This is a genomic window from Burkholderia sp. SJZ089 (assembly GCF_007828315.1).
Lineage (GTDB): Bacteria > Pseudomonadota > Gammaproteobacteria > Burkholderiales > Burkholderiaceae > Burkholderia > Burkholderia gladioli.
Window position 1 is genome coordinate 14909 of record NZ_VIUM01000003.1, and the last position, 15354, is coordinate 30262.

A 15354-nucleotide genomic window follows, 5' to 3' on the forward strand; every position below is an offset into this window, starting at 1 on the left:
GAAGTCGGTACGCTACCGCGCACAGATGCCTACAAACGATGCAGATCAGGCAATAGGCGGTCGAATTCGCGTTTGACCACGCCATAACACTCGCACACCCGCTTCTCGAGCCCTGGCCGATCCAGCACCTCGATATGACCGTAGTTGTAGCGGATCAGGCCGGCATCCTGCAGTTTCAATGCTGCTTCCGTGACGCCCGACCGGCGCACGCCTAGTGTGTTTGCAATCAGCTCCTGCGTCATCTTCAAGCGGTTCGACGGCAGGCGATCGAGACTGAGCAGCAGCCAGCGGCACAGTTGCTGATCGATGGAGTGATGGCGATTGCACACGGCGGTCTGGGCCATCTGCGTAATCAGGGCCTGGGTATAGCGCAGCAACAGACGCTGCATCGCGTTGCCGCGCCGGAATTCGGCTTTCAGGATACTCGCTTCCAGGCGGTAGGCCTGCCCCGCGCTTTGCACGAGTGCCCGGCTCGGCGTGGTTTCGCCACCCATGAACAGTGACACGCCGATGATGCCTTCGTGGCCGACCATGGCGATCTCCGCGGAAGAGCCGTCTTCCATCACGTACAGCAGTGAAACGATCGCGGTGGTCGGAAAATAAACGTGATGAAGCTGGCCGCCCGATTCGTACAGCACCTTGCCGAGCGGCATGTCCACGAGTGTCAGATGGGGCATCAGTCCAGCACGCTCGGATTCTGGCAAGGCGGCCAGCAGTTGGTTCTGATTGAGAGGTGAGAGGACTTGCATGCGTCGCTCCTGGGCTGGCGCCTGGTTGACGATGAATGGGCCGCTCGAACCGGGATATCGGTAATCCGAGCCACGCATCGTATCTCACTTGGCGCCGGCGGGTGGCAAAGGCGCGGGATTTTGTCGTCCCGGATTGATCCGGGTGGATGTTGCACACAACCAAGCATCGGAAAGAAGGATGCTGAACGCCTCGCCGCAAGGTGCGCTCCCGGCGCGCGGCGAGGTCAAGTGACGGGCTTTCACGAACCTTGTACGGGATCGGACGGACTTGTCGGATCGCGAAAGGCAGGATGGGATGGCGCGCACTTGATGCCGGCAGCTACCGGCCGTCGACATTGCGCCATGCCCGAAGTTTCCGGCACAACCTGCTTGCAAGTTTCCTGGACACGCTCAGATGACCCCTCTTTTCCTGTTTATATTCGCGGCATGCACTCTGGTGGCGCTCGATCTCCGGACTGCGCCCCGACGCGGGCTTCGCTGGCTGCGATATCACCCCATTCCCGTGTAAGCAAGCCGGCATCGGCTGCACCGGACGCCGCTTGCGTCCAATCTTTTTTGCCCGACATCTTGATGGAGGGCGAGGCCACGAGCAATCCGAAGCGTGAGTTAAGGGCGATGTCCAGCAGGCGGCGGGCTAGGCGCGGAAAAACCTCGGCGACGTGAAGGAATCGGTCAAGAAGCCTGACTGATTCGCCCGGAACCTGTTCGTGTCGAATGCATGCCGACGCGAGCAGTATCCCCGTAAGGGGACATCACTGGATTGAGCTGCTGGCGAAGTGCCGGCGTGTTCTCGTCCGGCATCCAGACTTCTGGTAGAAAATGGCTCGCATATCGTTGTGCCAGTACAGTCGCATCGATCTTATCTGTCTTGACGCGTGCCTTTGCAATGAGCCGCCCCAATAGTGGATCCGCGATCGCAACACGCGCCACGTTTGGGCGCAGAACGTTGACGATGGCAGCAGTGTTGCCCGCCGCTTCAAGCACCACATGATCGGTGCTACGCAATTTTCGGCAAAGCGCTCCAGCTCATCGCGTTTGAGCCCGGCACGACCGCCGGCATGCAGCACACCGTCTTCGAGATATGCGATCTCGGCCACGGAGCGCGAAAAATCCAACCCTACGTCGAAGACGTCGGCACGCACCATATCCCGGGTTTTATAGATACGCTTGCGGATTCGCTCTTTCTTCAGGCTGCTGAAAGAGGATTCCGCCGACGTACCCCCTTCGCTCACAGCGGAAACTGCCGCTGCCCCATCTGGATCGTGATCCACTTCAGTTCGGTCATCTCCTCCATCGAATAACGGCCGCCCTCGCGGCCTACGCCGCTCATCTTGGTGCCGCCGAACGGCACATGTGCCTCGTCCGACACGGTGCAGTCGTTGATATGGACCATGCCCGCCTCCAGCCGCAGCGCGAGATCGAAGGCCTTCTGCAGATCGTTGGTGATCACGCCCGAGGACAGGCCATACGAGGTGTCGTTGGCGACCTGCAGCGCGTGCTCGGCGCTGTCCACGCGGATCAGCGAGGTGACCGGGCCGAAGCTTTCCTCGTCGTAGATGCGCATCCCCGCCGTCACGTCCGCCAGCACGGTCGGCCGATAGAAATTGCCTTCGTGGGTGCCGCCGAGCAGCAGCCGCGCGCCCTTCGATACCGCGTCCTCGATCTGCCCATCGATCACCCCGCACTGAGAGCCGCGGATCAGCGGGCCGATCACCGTGGCCGGATCGCGCGGATCGCCTACGGCATAGCTCGACGCGCGCTCGACGAAGCGCTCCGCGAAGGCATCGTAGATCGGCGCCTCCACCAGGATCCGCGAGTTCGCCATGCATACCTGGCCCTGGTGGAAGAAGATACCGAAGCAGGCGGCGCGCACCGCGTAGTCGAGATCGGCATCGCGCAGCACGATCAAGGGGTTCTTGCCGCCCAGCTCCAGCGTGACCTTCTTCATCTGCTTGGCGGCTTCCACCGCCAGGTGGCGCCCGACGCGCGTCGAGCCGGTGAAGGTCAGCATGCGCACGCGCGGATCGGACAGCAGCACCTCGCCGATTTCGGCGGCCGGGCCGGGGATCACGTTCAGCACGCCGGCGGGCAGGCCGCCGCGCTCGAACAGCTCGGCGATCTTCAAGCCGGTGACGGGCGTTTCCTCAGAAGGCTTCAGCACGAAGGTATTGCCGGCCGCCAGCGCCAGCACGACCTTCTTCATGGCGAGCCAGAACGGCGCGTTGAAGGGCGCGATGCCGGCGATCACGCCGAGCGGCCGGCGGATCGTCATGCCGAGCTGGCCCGGCATGCTGAGCGGCAAGGTTTCACCGAACACATGGCGCGCGTCGCCGGCCGCGCTGCGCAGCAGGTCGATACCGCTCATCACCTCGAACATCGCCTTCGGGTAGGTCGAACCCGATTCCTCGATCAGCACGTCGCGCACCTCGTCGGCCATGGCGGCGAGCGCGTCGGCGCAGGACAGCAGGATCTCGGCGCGGCGGCCGACCAGCAGGTTCGCCCATGCGTCCTTGGCGCGATGCGCGGCGTCGATCGCGCGGATCGCGTCGGCGCGCGTGGCCTGGTGGACCTGCGCGAAGAGCTCGCCGGTGGCGGGATTGAAATCGGGGCGGACTTCGCGTTCGGAACCGGCGGTCCAGTGACCGTCGATGAAGAGCTTGCCTTCGCGGACTTCGCGCGCGGCCAGGGGCGTGGCGTTCATGGGAGGACTCCTGTCGGGACGAGGGAATGAGCTGCGATCCCGGCGATCGTCGACCAATCCCGCTCGGCGGGCTAGCCGATTGCCGCAAGCCTTGGCCGAATCCGGAAGCGCATTGGCGAGGGCATCGGCGAGCGGTTCAGGCGCGGCCTTGCAGCCAGTCGATCAGCCGCTGGGCGATGCCGGCCGCGCCCTCGCCGAGCAGCACGTTATGGCCATGCGCCGGCTCCAGCCAGTGCTCGCAGCCATACAGCCCGGCAAGCGCCGCGCCGGTGGCGGGCGGCGTGAGGATGTCGAGCGCGCCGGATATCACCAGCGTGGGCGCGCTGAGCTGGTCGACCTCGATCGGCAGGCTCCATTGCGTGGCCTCCCGAACCCGCCGCGGCGATTCCGGCACCAGCATCGCCTGGTAGCGGCGGCACTCGGCATCGGTGAGCCCCTGGAAGAACAGCTCGCGCGTCGCTTCGAGCGGCGGTGGTCCCCAGGGCGCGGCCATGTCCGCGATGGGCAGCGCGACGGGCTCGGCACCGACGTTCGAGGGCACCACCGGCGTCAGTGCCACCAGGGCCTGCACGGGATATCGCGCCGCATAAAGCTGGGCGGCGAGCCCGCCCATCGAGTGGCCGACCAGGATCGGCGCGGCCTCGAGTCCGAGCGCCACGCAGCGAATATCGTCGACCACGTCGGCGATCGACATCGAGACGAAATCCGCCGTGTCGAGCGCCGCCGAGCCGCCGCGGCCGCGCCAGTTCAGCGCGTGCACATCGAAGCCCGCCTGCGCGAGCAGCGGGGCGTAAAGCGCCCAGCACCAGGCGGCCTGGCAGCCGCCATGAACCAGGATGACGGGCCGGGACGCGGCGGCCCCGTCGAGGGAGGCGGGGTAATGATCGACGGCGATCCCCCGCGCATCGTAGCGGCGCGGTTGGGCGAGCGTGAGGTTCATGTGCGTTTTCCAGATTCGTGGCGGGCGGCTGCGCGAACAGCGGATCGTTCGCCTCGCGGTTCAGCGCGGCGCGCTTTCCTTCCAGCGCGCCATCAAGGTGTTCGACGGCAGGGTTTCGTCGAGCAGCTTGCGCGACGCTTCCACGCCGGCGACGGGCAGCCCGGTGGGGTCGAGCAGGCCGATCTGCGCGAGCACGCTGGCCTGGTCCCAGTAGATGTGCTCGTTGTAGAGCTTCGGGCCGCGGAAGGCGACCACCACCAGCATCGGGATCTCGACGCGCTTGCCGGTCGGCGCCACGCCCGGCAGCAGCCAGTCGATCTCGCGATCGTGCGTGAAGCCGAGAATGAATTCGTCGACCATGCGATCCACGCCGATCACACGCGAGATCGGCGTCATGCGCATGTCGGCCGGATTGTTGTGGATGAAGTGATGCGTGTAGAAGCGCTTCAGCTCCTGGTAGCCGGTGCCGCCGGTCATGGTCGGGACGTGGTTCACGTAAGGCTCGGGCACCATCGTGCGCATTGTCGCTTCCGGGTCGCGCGCGGCGAATTCCAGCTCGAAGTGACGGTCCGCGAGCGCGCCGAGATCGTAGTCGGGGCCCATCGTCTTGCGGAAGGTCTCGAGGCTGCGCGTGTGGGCCGGCATCGCGGCTGTCTTCACGAAGGTCGGACCGCCGCGGCTGAAGGCGTGGCCCGCGCCCGGATAGACGTGCAGCCTCACGTTCGGCATGCCGCCGAGCGTTGCGCGGATCGCCGACAGCGCCTCGGGCGGATTGAGCGGGTCGGTCTCGCCGAAATGCAGGGTGATCGGGCAGGTGATGCGCGATGCCAGCGCCAGCGACTGCTCGATGCCGACGCCGTAGTACGCGACCGCGCAATCGACGTCGCATTCGGCTGCCGCCAGATAGGCCAGCTTGCCGCCCAGGCAGAAGCCGAGCGCGCCGACCTGGCCGGTCGATTCCGGCATGGTCCGCGCGTGCTCGACGGTCGCGCGGATGTCGCGCACGGCGCGCTCGACGTCGAAGCGCGCGTAGTAGTCGAAGGCCTGGGCGTGGCCGGCGTCGTCGTAACCGAGTTCGATGTTGGGCGCGAACTGGTGGAACAGGTCCGGCGCGACCACCACGTAACCTTCGGCCGCGTACAGCTCGGCCACCTCGCGCATCTCGGCGTTCACGCCGAAGATTTCCTGCAGCAGCACGACGACGGGGCCGCGGCCCGCTTCCGGCAGGGCGACGGTGGCGTCGAACGACGCGCCGTCGGCGGTGATCCTGATCTGCTTCGACATGCTGATGAACTCCTTGGGGACGATGGGGATGAAAGGCGCGCGTGCCTGGCGCGTCACGTTTGTCGTTCGAACCAGTCGCGCGGCGAGCGGCCCTGGTCGGGGCCGAGCATCGAGAAGCCGCCGTCGACCGGGATATCGACGCCGGTGATCCAGGATGCCTCGCGCGAGCACAGGAAGGCGACCGCGCGCGCGACCTCCTCGCCGCGCCCGACGCGGCCGAGCGGATGCAGGGCGGCGCCGACGCGATCGGCCGACTCCAGCGAGCCGGCCGCCAGGCGTTCGAGCGAGGGTGACCAGGTCCAGGCCGGCGATACGCTGACGACGCGGATGCCGCTCGGCGCGAGATCGACCGCCAGGTTGCGCGTGAGTTGCAGCAGCGCCGCCTTCGAGGCCGGATAGAGCGCGCGGCCGGCCGCGCCGAACTTGCCGCCGGTGCTGCCGAGGTTGACGATCGCGCCGTCGCGGCGCAGCAGCGGGGCGGCCTTCTGCGCCAGGATCGCGGCCGACACGAGGTTGACGTCGAGCAGGCGGGCCCATTGCGCGCGCGTCGAGGCGAGCCCGGCGTCGTCATAGCTGCAGGCGTTGTTGACAACGATGTCGAGGCCGCCGAAGGTGTCGAGGGCCAGCGCTAGCGCGCGGTCGAGCTGGGCGTCGTCGGTCACGTCGGTTTCGAGAAAGCGCGCGGCCGGGCCGATCGAGGCGGCGACCGCTTCGCCGGCCGCCGCGCCGAGCCCCGCGAGCAGCACCGAGGCGCCGTCGGCGGCGAGGCCGCGCGCGATGTCGGCGCCGATGCCCTGGCCGGCGCCGGTGACGATCGCGACCTTGCCGGCGAGGCGGGCGGGAGCGGCGGCGGGTAGGGTCATGCGTCAGGCTCCGGCGAGGCGTCGCTGTCGCCGAACAGCTCGGCGACGGTCGAGATGCTTGCCAGCAGGCGCATCGATTCGAGCGAGGCCGCGTGCTGTTGCCGATCCGCGCAGGAGCAGGCATCGGCGGCCACCGTCGCCGTATAGCCGAGGTCGACCGCGTGCCGCACCGTCATCTCGACGGTCGAATGGGTGGCGACGCCGGCGACGATCAGGTGCCGCACGTCGTGCGCCGCGAGGATCTGTTCGAGCGGCGTGCCGATGAAGCCGCTGGTGCGACGATGATGGAGCACGTAATCGAGCGGGCGATCGGGATCGGGGCCCAGCGCGGGGTGGAATGCCGCGCCCCAGCTACCCTCGCGCAGCGCGCCGGATTCGGCGGTGCGAACGAAGATCGGCGCATTGCGCAGCAGATCCGCGTAATCCTCGCGGAACGCGATGCGGATATGGATCAGCGGCAAGCCTCGCGAGCGCGCGCCGGCCAGCAGGGCACGCGCCGCCTCGATCACGGCGGCGCGCTCCGGCTGGGCGCGCTCGAAGCCGACGCGGATCCGGCCTTCGGGATCGAGCACGTCGTTCTGGTAGTGCAGCGCGATCACGGCGCTGCGTGCGAAGCGAGCGATGCCGGCCATCAGACGAACACCTCGAGATTCGCGAACGCGTCGGTCGAATTCACCAGGTCGACGCGCTTCAGGTAGATCTTCCAGCCCTCGCGCGTGTCGAGCTTGTGCGTGACGAGCCCGGCGAGCGTGCGTTGACCGAGCCGCCATTCATGGACCACCAGCGTCGAATGCACGACCAGCCGGCCTTGCGCGTCGCGCCCGCCGAGCATCACGTTACCGACCAGCCGCGCGGTGCGCGTGGGCGGCTGTTGCGACCAGTTGCGCGCGTTGCTGACGCGGCGCGCGCGCACCTCGCGCAGCGTCGCATCTTCCCAGAACAGCGAGATATGGTCGTGCGGGCTGGCCTGCCCCGGCTCGTGCGGCAGCCAGTACATGCCGTCGGGCGTCCAGAGCTCGAGCCAGGCGTCGAAGGCGCGCGTGTCGAGCAGGCGCGCCTCACGATACAGGAATTGCTCCACCTGCGCGCGCAGTGCCATGTCCTCGGCGGCGAGCGCGGAAACCGGCTCGGTGGACAGATCGAAAGTCCGATCGCGCAGCATCAGGCTTGTCCTCCGTTCGGCTGCTTCGTCGTGGGGCCGGCGGCCGAGCCGCTGTCGTCGAGCATGAAGCGGTGCCAGGCGGCGAACTGGTTGCGCATCGGCAGTTCGCTGGTGCCGTTGATCGAGACGTAGCCGTCCTCGACCGCGCGATCGGTGCCCGCATAACGATGCATGCTGACCCATTCGCCGCCGCGCGTGTTGTTGCCCTGCTGGCAGCGCGCATAGACCTCCACGTCGTCGGGCATCACGTTCGACGAGGGCGAGTTGATCACGTTGGCATAGCTGAGCGCGCGGTCGAACACGGCATCGGGGGCGCCCTTGAGCCGGAACAGCTGGATCTCGACCAGCGTCTGGTCCACCGCGATCGGGCGGATCACGCGGAACTGCTGGAATACCGTGTGCGGCGAGCCGCTGCCGTAGATCACCGTGTTGTGCCGGTTCATGCCGAGGATCTGCCTGGCGCGCGCCTCGCCATGCACCTCGGCCAGGGTCCTGAAGTGCGCGTGCGAGACGGGGTCGCGCTCGGCCGCGGCCGGGTCGAAGATGCCTTCCATGTAGCCGTGCCCGTATTCGTAGGCGCGCAGCTCCAGCTTTTCCCAGAATGCGTAGGGTTCGCCGTTGCCGTCCATGATCAGCAGCTCGAACGGCATCGCACCGAGTTCGTCGGCCTGGGCGCGGGCGGAAACCACCGAGGATTCGTGCGTGACCGGCGCGTGCATGGTGTCGTGGAGGTTCTCGTAGAACACCTTCCAGTTCGAGCGCTGCAGCACGCGAAACACGCCGCCCGTGACCTCGACCTCGCCGACCGGCGAGCGATCGCACAGATTGTCGATCGACGAGGCGACGCCGTTCAGGAAGGTCTTCAGGTCGGGGCCGTCGGCGGCCTGGCTGGCGAATACGAAGCCGCGATAGCTGTCGACGCGGGCGACGCGGCGCATCGAGAAATCCGGGTGCTTCGGGTCGAAGCAGGTGTTCTGCAGGCCGTTGCGCAGCGGCGCCGACAGATGCGTGCCGTCGAGCTTGAAGGTCCAGGCGTGATAGGGGCAGCGGAAGAACTTGCCGGTCGAGCCGTCGCCGTCGGCCACCAGCTTGGCGCCCTTGTGCGGGCAGCGGTTGTAGACCACATGCACCTGGCCGTCCTGGGCGCGGACCATCACCACGTCCTGGTCGCCGATCCGCGTGGTGTGATAGTCGCCGGGCGCCTTCACCTGGCTTTCGTGGCCGACGTAGATCCAGGCGCGGCCATAGATGCGCTCCATCTCGAGCGCGAAGATCGCCGGATCGGTATAGACGCGCTTGTGGACGCTGTCCGGGCGCACGAGATCGGCGAGGCTCGCATTGGTCAGGCTCATGCTGCTTCCTTTTTTGATGAGGGTTACAGGTCGAGGACCAGGCGGGCGCTTTTCGCGCGCGACACGCAAGGGCAGAAGCGGCCCTCGGCGTGCTCGTCGCCGGTCAGGCAGATGTCACGATGCTCGGGTTCGCCGTCGAGCAACTGGGCGGTGCAGACGCCGCAGTCGCCGCGCCGGCAGTCGTAGAGCGGGTCGAGCCCGGCGGCGATCATCGCGTCGAGCACGCTGGTGCCGGCCGGGACGGCCAGCACGCGGCCCGAGGCGGCCAGGTGCACCTCGAACGCCGCATCGGCATCGGTGGGCGCGGCCGGCGCCGCGAACAGCTCGCTGTGCAGCGCGTCATCGGGCCAGCCGAGGCGGCGCGCGGTATCGAGCGCGGCCGCGACGAGGCCGGCCGGGCCGCAGACGTAGAGATGCGCGCCGGCTTCGAACGCGCCGATCGTGTCGGCCAGCGGCAGCCCGCGGCGCGGGTCGCCGCCGTCGAACCAGCAGCGGGCATGGGCCAACGCGGCAACCTCGTCGCGATAGGCCATCGCCGCGGCGTCGCGCGCCGCGTAATGCAGCGCATGGGGCGCCCCGGCGGCGGCGAGCGTGCGTGCCATCGCGAGGATCGGCGTGATGCCGATGCCGCCCGCGATCAGCAGATGGCGGCGCGCATCGGTGGCCAGGCGGAAATCGTTGCGCGGCGGGTCGACTTCGAGAAGCTGGCCGACCTCGAGCGCGTGCATCCAGCGCGAGCCGCCGCTGCCGGCGGGTTCGAGCAGCACCGCGATTTCGTAATGCGCATCCTCGCCGCCCGGGTTGACGAGCGAATAGGCGCGCCGCTGGCTGCGCTCGCCGAGCGGGACATGCACGCCGAGATGCGCGCCCGCCTCGAACGGCGGCAAGGGCCTGCCGTCGGCGGCAACCAGGTGCAGGCGGCGGATCGTGGGCGTCAGGGAATCGATGCGCGCGACGCGCATCCTGAGCGGGGTCATACAGAGGCTCCGTGTAGATCGGACGCTTCGACTGTATGGCGCGGAAATGGGCGGGGATATCCACCGAACGCAGCGCCTGTCCGGCGCGCGCAGGTTTCGGCGGACTCAGCTGCTGCGCTGCCGCACGCGACGCAGCGTGTCCGAGGGCGGTTCGCCGAACTTTTCGCGGTAGGCGCTGGCGAAGCGGCCGAGATTCGCGAAGCCGCAGCCGAGCGCGATGTCGGCCACGCGCTCGGTATCGCGGGCGCGCAGCAGCATCTCGCGGGCGCGTTCGAGCCGTGCCTCCCGCACCAGCTGCATCGGGCTCGCGTGCGAGTAGCGCCGGAAGCCGTCGAGCAGGGTACGCACCGGCACCTCGGCCGCGTCGGCGATGTCGGCCAGCGTGATCGGCTCGCAGGCATGTTCCGCGATGAAGCTTTCCGCGCGCTTGACGGTGCGCGGCACCAGCGCCGCCGTTGCCGGCCGCGCCTGCGAATGATGCGGCTGGCTGGCCAGCAGCAGGGTGACGAGCAGCCGCTCGAATTCGAGCGCGACGCGCCGGTCGCGCTGCGCGAGCGCGATCGTCTCGGGAGAGGAGGTCAGCACCCGCAGCTGGGCCAGCCAGGGCGCGAGCTCGGGGCGGGAGAGGTCGAGTGCCGGCTCGATGTGCAGATGATCGTAGCCGGTATGCGCCAGCATCGCGCGCTTGTCGATCCGCACGAAGAACTGCTCGCAGTCGGCCGAGAAAGTGCCGCTGAAGCGAGTCGAGGGTCCGACCACCATGCCCTGCGTCTGCCCGATGATCATCCGCCTGCCGCCGACGGTGACGTCGGCGTAACCGTTGAGGCTCAGGATCGCGAGGTAATAGTCCTCGATCTCGCCGGCATCGACGCCCATCGTCCCCGCATAGCCGATCGTGCCGAACGCCAGGCTGTCGATCCGCACGTGGTTCATGTAGGCGGATTGGCCGCCGCGCGCCGCGCCGGGCGTGAGCCGGTGCGGCTGCAGCACGGCGGCGATGCGCTGGCGCGTGTCGTCGACGTCGTTCGACTCGAAATACCGGTATTGCCTCAGCGACGTCGATTCGATCAGCAAGGAAGTGGGCGGCATGGCAGGTCTTCGATGCGTTATGGGGACGGCAGGGGACGGCGCACGGTCGAACGCCGGCATTCGCGTCCCGAAGCCGTGCCCACTGTACACGTTCGCGAGCGGTGTCAAAAAGGCCCGGAATGGGGGCCGCGATGCGCTTGCGAGAACTGGACAGGCTTCGGCCGGCGCTTGCGTGGAGTGGATAGATCGCGATTTTCGGCCCTCGAATACTCCGCCTGCCGGTTGGCCCTGTCGCTCCGGCGAATTCCCTCGAATCAGTTTTCATTTTGCTTTCGATGTCGGGGCGCCGGCATGCCGGATGGCGCATTGGGTCGGTGCCGTGCCACGTGCCGATGGATGTAAACCAGGCCCGTATCGAATCCTTTTCGATTTCGTTTTCGATTTATTTCGCACTGCGAATGTGAAGGCGCCGGCCGTCGTGACGATGCGACGTGCTTGCGGTTTGCCCGACCTCGACACGCGACGCTCATCGAGGCGCCGCGCCCCACTGCCTGGAGACCCGGATGAAAGCCTTGTTTGCCGGCGCGCTATGCGCCGCTGTCGTGACGACCGCCCATGCACAGAGCGCGGTCACGCTCTACGGCATGCTCGACGTGGGCATTACCGCGCTGTCGAACGACGGCGGTCATCGCACGGCGGTGATGGACAGCGGCGTGCTGGTGCCGAACCTGTTCGGCCTGAAGGGCAGCGAGGATCTCGGCGGCGGCACGCGTGCCGTGTTCCAGCTCGAAGGCCAGTTCGAGGTCGGCACCGGCGCGCTCGATGGGGACCTGTTCGGCCGCCAGGCCTGGGTCGGCCTCGACGATGCGCGCTGGGGCACGCTCACGCTCGGCAACCAGTACGAATTCATGTTCATGTCGCTGTCGATGCGGCGGCTCGGGCCGGAACTGCCGTATGTGTCGCTGACGAATCTCCGGCAGGGGCCGTTCGATGCGCTGGGCAAGCCCGGGCCGTTCAGCGGCGACTTCGACTTCGATCGCACGGCCGGCGCCTCGCGGATCTCGAATTCGGTGAAATACCAGTCGCCGTCGATCGGCGGGCTGACGTTCGGCGCGATGTACGGCTTCAGCAACCTGGCCGGCAGTTTCTCGAACCAGAATGCCTACAGCTTCGGGATCGACTACGAGCAGCCGTCGTATTCGATCGACGCGGCGTACACGATGACCAAGTACGCGCAGATCAACGGCGGCGCGGACGGGATACGCAATTTCGGCGTGGGCGGCCGCGTCGCGATCATGCGGGGCTGGGCCGACCTGCTCTATACCAATACGCGCAACACCTTCAGCGGCGCGACGATCAACGTGTTCGAGGTGGGCGGGACGGTTCCGCTCTCCTATGCCGTCCACCTCTATGCCGCCTACCAGTACATGGCAGGCAACGCGGTGTTGCAGGACAGCCGCGCGCATCAGCTGAATCTCACGCTCGACTATGCCTTGTCGAAGCGCAGCGATGTCTATGTGAGCGCGGCGTACCAGCATGCCGGCGGCGACAGCAATACCGCGCGTGCCTGGATCCTGTTCACGGCGGGGCCGTCGTCGAGCGGCAACCAGGTGATCGCGCGAGTCGGCATGCGGCACTTCTTTTGATCTTCCGATAGGCAGGCGGGAACCGGGATCGCATGACGACAATGCCGTGTCACCGCCCGAAAGTCCGGGCGACGACGCGGCATCCTGCTCAAGCCGTGCCCAACGCTCCATCGAAGCGGCTCCGGCCCAGCTTCCTCACCACGATCGGCTTGCTGATCGATCCATACTTCAGCGTCGTGCCGGTACCGCCCACGCTGGTGATCGCGGCCGACGTCAGCTTGCCGTCCTTCCAGGCCAGGTCGACCGAGAAGCCGCCCTTCACGCGAACGCCCTTCACGCTGCCGGTATTCCACTGCGGGGGCAGCGCCGGCAGCAGCACGATCGAATCCATGCTGCTCTGCACCAGCATCTCGAGGATCGCGGCCGGGCCGCCGAAGTTCGCGTCGATCTGGAAGATGTTGCCGCCATAGGCGTCGAACATGTTGGTGAAGGTGCCATTGGTACTGTCGCTGCCGCTCGCGAATCGCAGCAGCTTCTGCACCATCGAATAGCAGGTGGCGGCATCGCGGAACTTGGCCCAGCAGGCGATGCGCCACGCCAGCCCCCAGCCGAACGAATCGGTGCCGCGCGCGGTGAGCAGCGCCTTGGCGGCGGCCACCAGCGCGGGATCGCCGTCATAGGCGATGCGCTCGCCCTCGAACCAGCCGATCAGCGGCGACAGGTGACGATGCTGCGGATCGCCCGTATCCACCTTGTCCTCCATCCATTCCTGGAGCTGGCCGGTGGTCGGGCTGATCTTCGGCAGGTAGAGCCGCGAACGCAGGCCGGCGATGGTCGCCGCGAAATCGGTATCGAGATTGAGCGTGCCGCTGGCCGTGCCGTAGTTGGTGAACAGGTCCCAGACGAGTTCCTGCGCGTAGGTGATGCCGAGTTCCTGGTGATCGCCGTGCTCGGGCGACCAGTCGCGATCGTCGACCAGCAGGCCGCTGGCCGGATCCACGATCAGGCGCGCCTGCCAGAACTCGCAAGCCGATTTCAGCACCGGGTAGATGGCGCGCAGGTAGTCGCGATCGAGCGTGTACTGGTAGTGGTTCCACAGCGTCCGGCAATACCAGGCGCTGGCGGGCGGGCTCCAGTCCCAGCCGATGCCGCCATAGATGCCGGTGGAGATCGCGATCGTCCAGCCCGCCACCTTGCCGCTCGAATTGCTGTAGTTGCTATTGGCGGCGTCATTGAAATGGGCCTGCGTCGAGCGCTCCCAGGAGGGCAACTGGCTCAGCACATAGTCGGCGAACGGCTTCTGGCATTCCGGCAGCCCGGCTCGATCGGCCAGCCAGTAGTTCATCTGCACGTTGATGTCGGTGTGATAGTCGGCCATCCACGGCGGGGTGTTGTTCACGCTCCACAGGCCCTGCAGGTTCGCCGGCAAGGGCCCGCGCGACGAGGCGATGGTCAGGTAGCGGCCGAACTGGACATAGAGCGCCTCCAGTTCGGGATCGGCTATGTCCGGCGAGGCCGTGCGCGCCTTGAGCCGATCGGGGATCGTCATGGCACGCTGCGCGTCGCTCGACTTGCCGAGGTCGAGCGAGAAGCGGCCGAACAGCGCCGTGTAGTCCCTCAGATGGCGCTCCAGCAAGTTCCGATAGGGCAGGTGGGCCGCGCCGGAAACGTCCGCCGGGGCCAGCGCCGCGGGATCCGTCGCGCCGAGATAGCCCTCGGCCTCGATGCCGGAGTAGTTGGTCCGTGCCGCGATGATCAGGGTGAGCGCGGGGCAGCGCGACATCGTCAGCACGCCCTTGCTCGCGTCGTACTTGACCGTGCCCGAATCCGGCATCGCCAGGACATGCGTCGCGTAGCGTTCGCCGACGCCGTCCAGCTTGCCCTGCGCGAGCAGGATGCCGTTCGAGCCCGTGACGCTCGCGCCTTGTCCGTCGACGAGCGAGATCGTGCCGTCATGGCTGCCGCCATCCGACGACAGGCGCATCACCAGGACCTTGTCGGGATGGCTGCAGAACACCTCGCGCCGATAGGTATGGCCGCCCGCCACATACTGCGTGCGGGCCACGGCGTTGCTGATGTCCAGCGAGCGCGAGTAGCCGCTTGCCTGGGCATGGCCTGGCAGGTCGACATAGAGCTTGCCGAGCATCTGGTAGCTGCCCATGCCGGCGGCCGTATAGGCGAGATCCACCGCATCCTTTTGCCCCGACCACAGGGTGATTTCGTTCAGGTACAGCGCCTCGCGCGCGGGCGAGCCGCCGGTCAATGCGCCGAGCCGGCCGTTGCCGAGCGGCAGGCCTTCGAACAGGATGTTCGATTCGCCGGCTGCCTGGCTGTAACTCAGGCGCAGCGCGGCGCCGTCGGGCACGCGTGCCGATGCGGTGTCGGCCGTGGCCGTGGAGGCCAGGGTGCTGGCGGCGTTGGCCACCGCGCCGGGGCCGCCGTCGCTACCGTCGCCGCCGCATCCCGCGATCGGGATCATGGTGGCTGCCGCCCCCCACTTCAGAAACATGCGTCGTTTTTCATTCTCGATGCCGCTCATTGCCCCCTCCTGAAAGATGCATCCACGTCATCAATACGCAGGACGCCGCATCGGTGCGATTTGGTAGGAATACGAATTATTGAATGCGATTCAGCACGATTCGTCGATGCGACCACGGTGCCTTCGGTCCGCCACGGCGGTATTCCGCCCTCGTTGGTGACCGGATCAAAGG

Annotated in this window: 13 protein-coding genes; 1 reads left to right on the forward strand and 12 read right to left on the reverse strand. The window is 67.2% G+C overall.

Annotation, left to right across the window (positions count from 1 at the left end):
* Positions 1–29: 29 nt before the first annotated feature.
* From FB600_RS06175 to andR, 11 genes are all read right to left on the reverse strand, one after another.
* Complete coding sequence (locus FB600_RS06175; RefSeq protein WP_036055151.1) at positions 30–749, reverse strand: Crp/Fnr family transcriptional regulator; 720 nt, start codon at positions 747–749, stop codon at positions 30–32.
* 672 nt (positions 750–1421) lie between these two features.
* The gene (locus FB600_RS37640; RefSeq protein ID WP_244102691.1) at positions 1422–1754 is read right to left on the reverse strand and encodes an IS110 family transposase; all 333 of its coding nucleotides are present in this window, start codon (positions 1752–1754) and stop codon (positions 1422–1424) included.
* A 223-nt stretch (positions 1755–1977) separates the two neighbouring features.
* Complete coding sequence (locus FB600_RS06185) at positions 1978–3450, reverse strand: aldehyde dehydrogenase family protein (RefSeq protein ID WP_096752163.1); 1473 nt, start codon at positions 3448–3450, stop codon at positions 1978–1980.
* A gap of 136 nt (positions 3451–3586) precedes the next feature.
* A complete protein-coding gene (locus FB600_RS06190) occupies positions 3587–4390 on the reverse strand; it encodes an alpha/beta hydrolase (RefSeq protein ID WP_096752164.1) in 804 nt (267 codons plus the stop codon).
* Between the two features lie 60 nt (positions 4391–4450).
* A complete protein-coding gene (locus FB600_RS06195) occupies positions 4451–5674 on the reverse strand; it encodes a dienelactone hydrolase family protein (RefSeq protein ID WP_096752952.1) in 1224 nt (407 codons plus the stop codon).
* 53 nt (positions 5675–5727) lie between these two features.
* Positions 5728–6537 (reverse strand): glucose 1-dehydrogenase, encoded by an 810-nt coding sequence (locus tag FB600_RS06200; RefSeq protein WP_096752165.1) that lies wholly within the window; start codon positions 6535–6537, stop codon positions 5728–5730.
* The gene (locus tag FB600_RS06205; RefSeq protein WP_145756379.1) at positions 6534–7169 is read right to left on the reverse strand and encodes a cysteine hydrolase family protein; all 636 of its coding nucleotides are present in this window, start codon (positions 7167–7169) and stop codon (positions 6534–6536) included. Before FB600_RS06205 ends, FB600_RS06200 begins: the two co-directional genes overlap by 4 nt.
* Complete coding sequence (locus FB600_RS06210; protein WP_145756380.1) at positions 7169–7699, reverse strand: aromatic-ring-hydroxylating dioxygenase subunit beta; 531 nt, start codon at positions 7697–7699, stop codon at positions 7169–7171. Before FB600_RS06210 ends, FB600_RS06205 begins: the two co-directional genes overlap by 1 nt.
* Positions 7699–9051, reverse strand: coding sequence for an aromatic ring-hydroxylating dioxygenase subunit alpha (locus tag FB600_RS06215; RefSeq protein WP_145756381.1), 1353 nt, complete (start codon positions 9049–9051; stop codon positions 7699–7701). The genes FB600_RS06210 and FB600_RS06215 overlap by 1 nt, the downstream gene beginning before the upstream one ends.
* A gap of 23 nt (positions 9052–9074) precedes the next feature.
* Positions 9075–10028, reverse strand: a complete 954-nt coding sequence (locus FB600_RS06220; RefSeq protein WP_046581150.1) for a PDR/VanB family oxidoreductase — start codon at positions 10026–10028, stop codon at positions 9075–9077.
* A 105-nt stretch (positions 10029–10133) separates the two neighbouring features.
* Positions 10134–11117: an anthranilate 1,2-dioxygenase regulatory protein AndR gene (gene andR, locus FB600_RS06225; RefSeq protein ID WP_025099751.1), complete on the reverse strand. Its 984-nt coding sequence runs from the start codon at positions 11115–11117 to the stop codon at positions 10134–10136.
* A gap of 503 nt (positions 11118–11620) precedes the next feature.
* On the opposite strand from andR, the gene FB600_RS06230 reads away from it, so the two are divergent.
* Entirely contained in the window at positions 11621–12703 is a 1083-nt protein-coding gene (locus FB600_RS06230) for a porin (protein ID WP_145756382.1), read from the forward strand.
* 88 nt (positions 12704–12791) lie between these two features.
* Here FB600_RS06230 and FB600_RS06235 read toward each other — a convergent pair whose 3' ends face one another.
* Positions 12792–15182 (reverse strand): glycosyl hydrolase family 95 catalytic domain-containing protein, encoded by a 2391-nt coding sequence (locus tag FB600_RS06235; protein WP_145756383.1) that lies wholly within the window; start codon positions 15180–15182, stop codon positions 12792–12794.
* Positions 15183–15354 lie beyond the last annotated feature (172 nt).

Excerpts from the sequence above, each read along its gene's own strand:
- FB600_RS06175 (WP_036055151.1), bottom strand. The coding sequence starts at position 749 with ATGCAAGTCCTCTCACCTCTCAATCAGAACCAACTGCTGGCCGCCTTG.
- FB600_RS06185 (WP_096752163.1), bottom strand. The coding sequence starts at position 3,450 with ATGAACGCCACGCCCCTGGCCGCGCGCGAAGTCCGCGAAGGCAAGCTC.
- FB600_RS06190 (WP_096752164.1), bottom strand. The coding sequence starts at position 4,390 with ATGAACCTCACGCTCGCCCAACCGCGCCGCTACGATGCGCGGGGGATC.
- FB600_RS06195 (WP_096752952.1), bottom strand. The coding sequence starts at position 5,674 with ATGTCGAAGCAGATCAGGATCACCGCCGACGGCGCGTCGTTCGACGCC.
- FB600_RS06200 (WP_096752165.1), bottom strand. The coding sequence starts at position 6,537 with ATGACCCTACCCGCCGCCGCTCCCGCCCGCCTCGCCGGCAAGGTCGCG.
- FB600_RS06205 (WP_145756379.1), bottom strand. The coding sequence starts at position 7,169 with ATGGCCGGCATCGCTCGCTTCGCACGCAGCGCCGTGATCGCGCTGCAC.
- FB600_RS06210 (WP_145756380.1), bottom strand. The coding sequence starts at position 7,699 with ATGCTGCGCGATCGGACTTTCGATCTGTCCACCGAGCCGGTTTCCGCG.
- FB600_RS06215 (WP_145756381.1), bottom strand. The coding sequence starts at position 9,051 with ATGAGCCTGACCAATGCGAGCCTCGCCGATCTCGTGCGCCCGGACAGC.
- FB600_RS06220 (WP_046581150.1), bottom strand. The coding sequence starts at position 10,028 with ATGACCCCGCTCAGGATGCGCGTCGCGCGCATCGATTCCCTGACGCCC.
- andR (WP_025099751.1), bottom strand. The coding sequence starts at position 11,117 with ATGCCGCCCACTTCCTTGCTGATCGAATCGACGTCGCTGAGGCAATAC.
- FB600_RS06230 (WP_145756382.1), top strand. The coding sequence starts at position 11,621 with ATGAAAGCCTTGTTTGCCGGCGCGCTATGCGCCGCTGTCGTGACGACC.
- FB600_RS06235 (WP_145756383.1), bottom strand. The coding sequence starts at position 15,182 with ATGAGCGGCATCGAGAATGAAAAACGACGCATGTTTCTGAAGTGGGGG.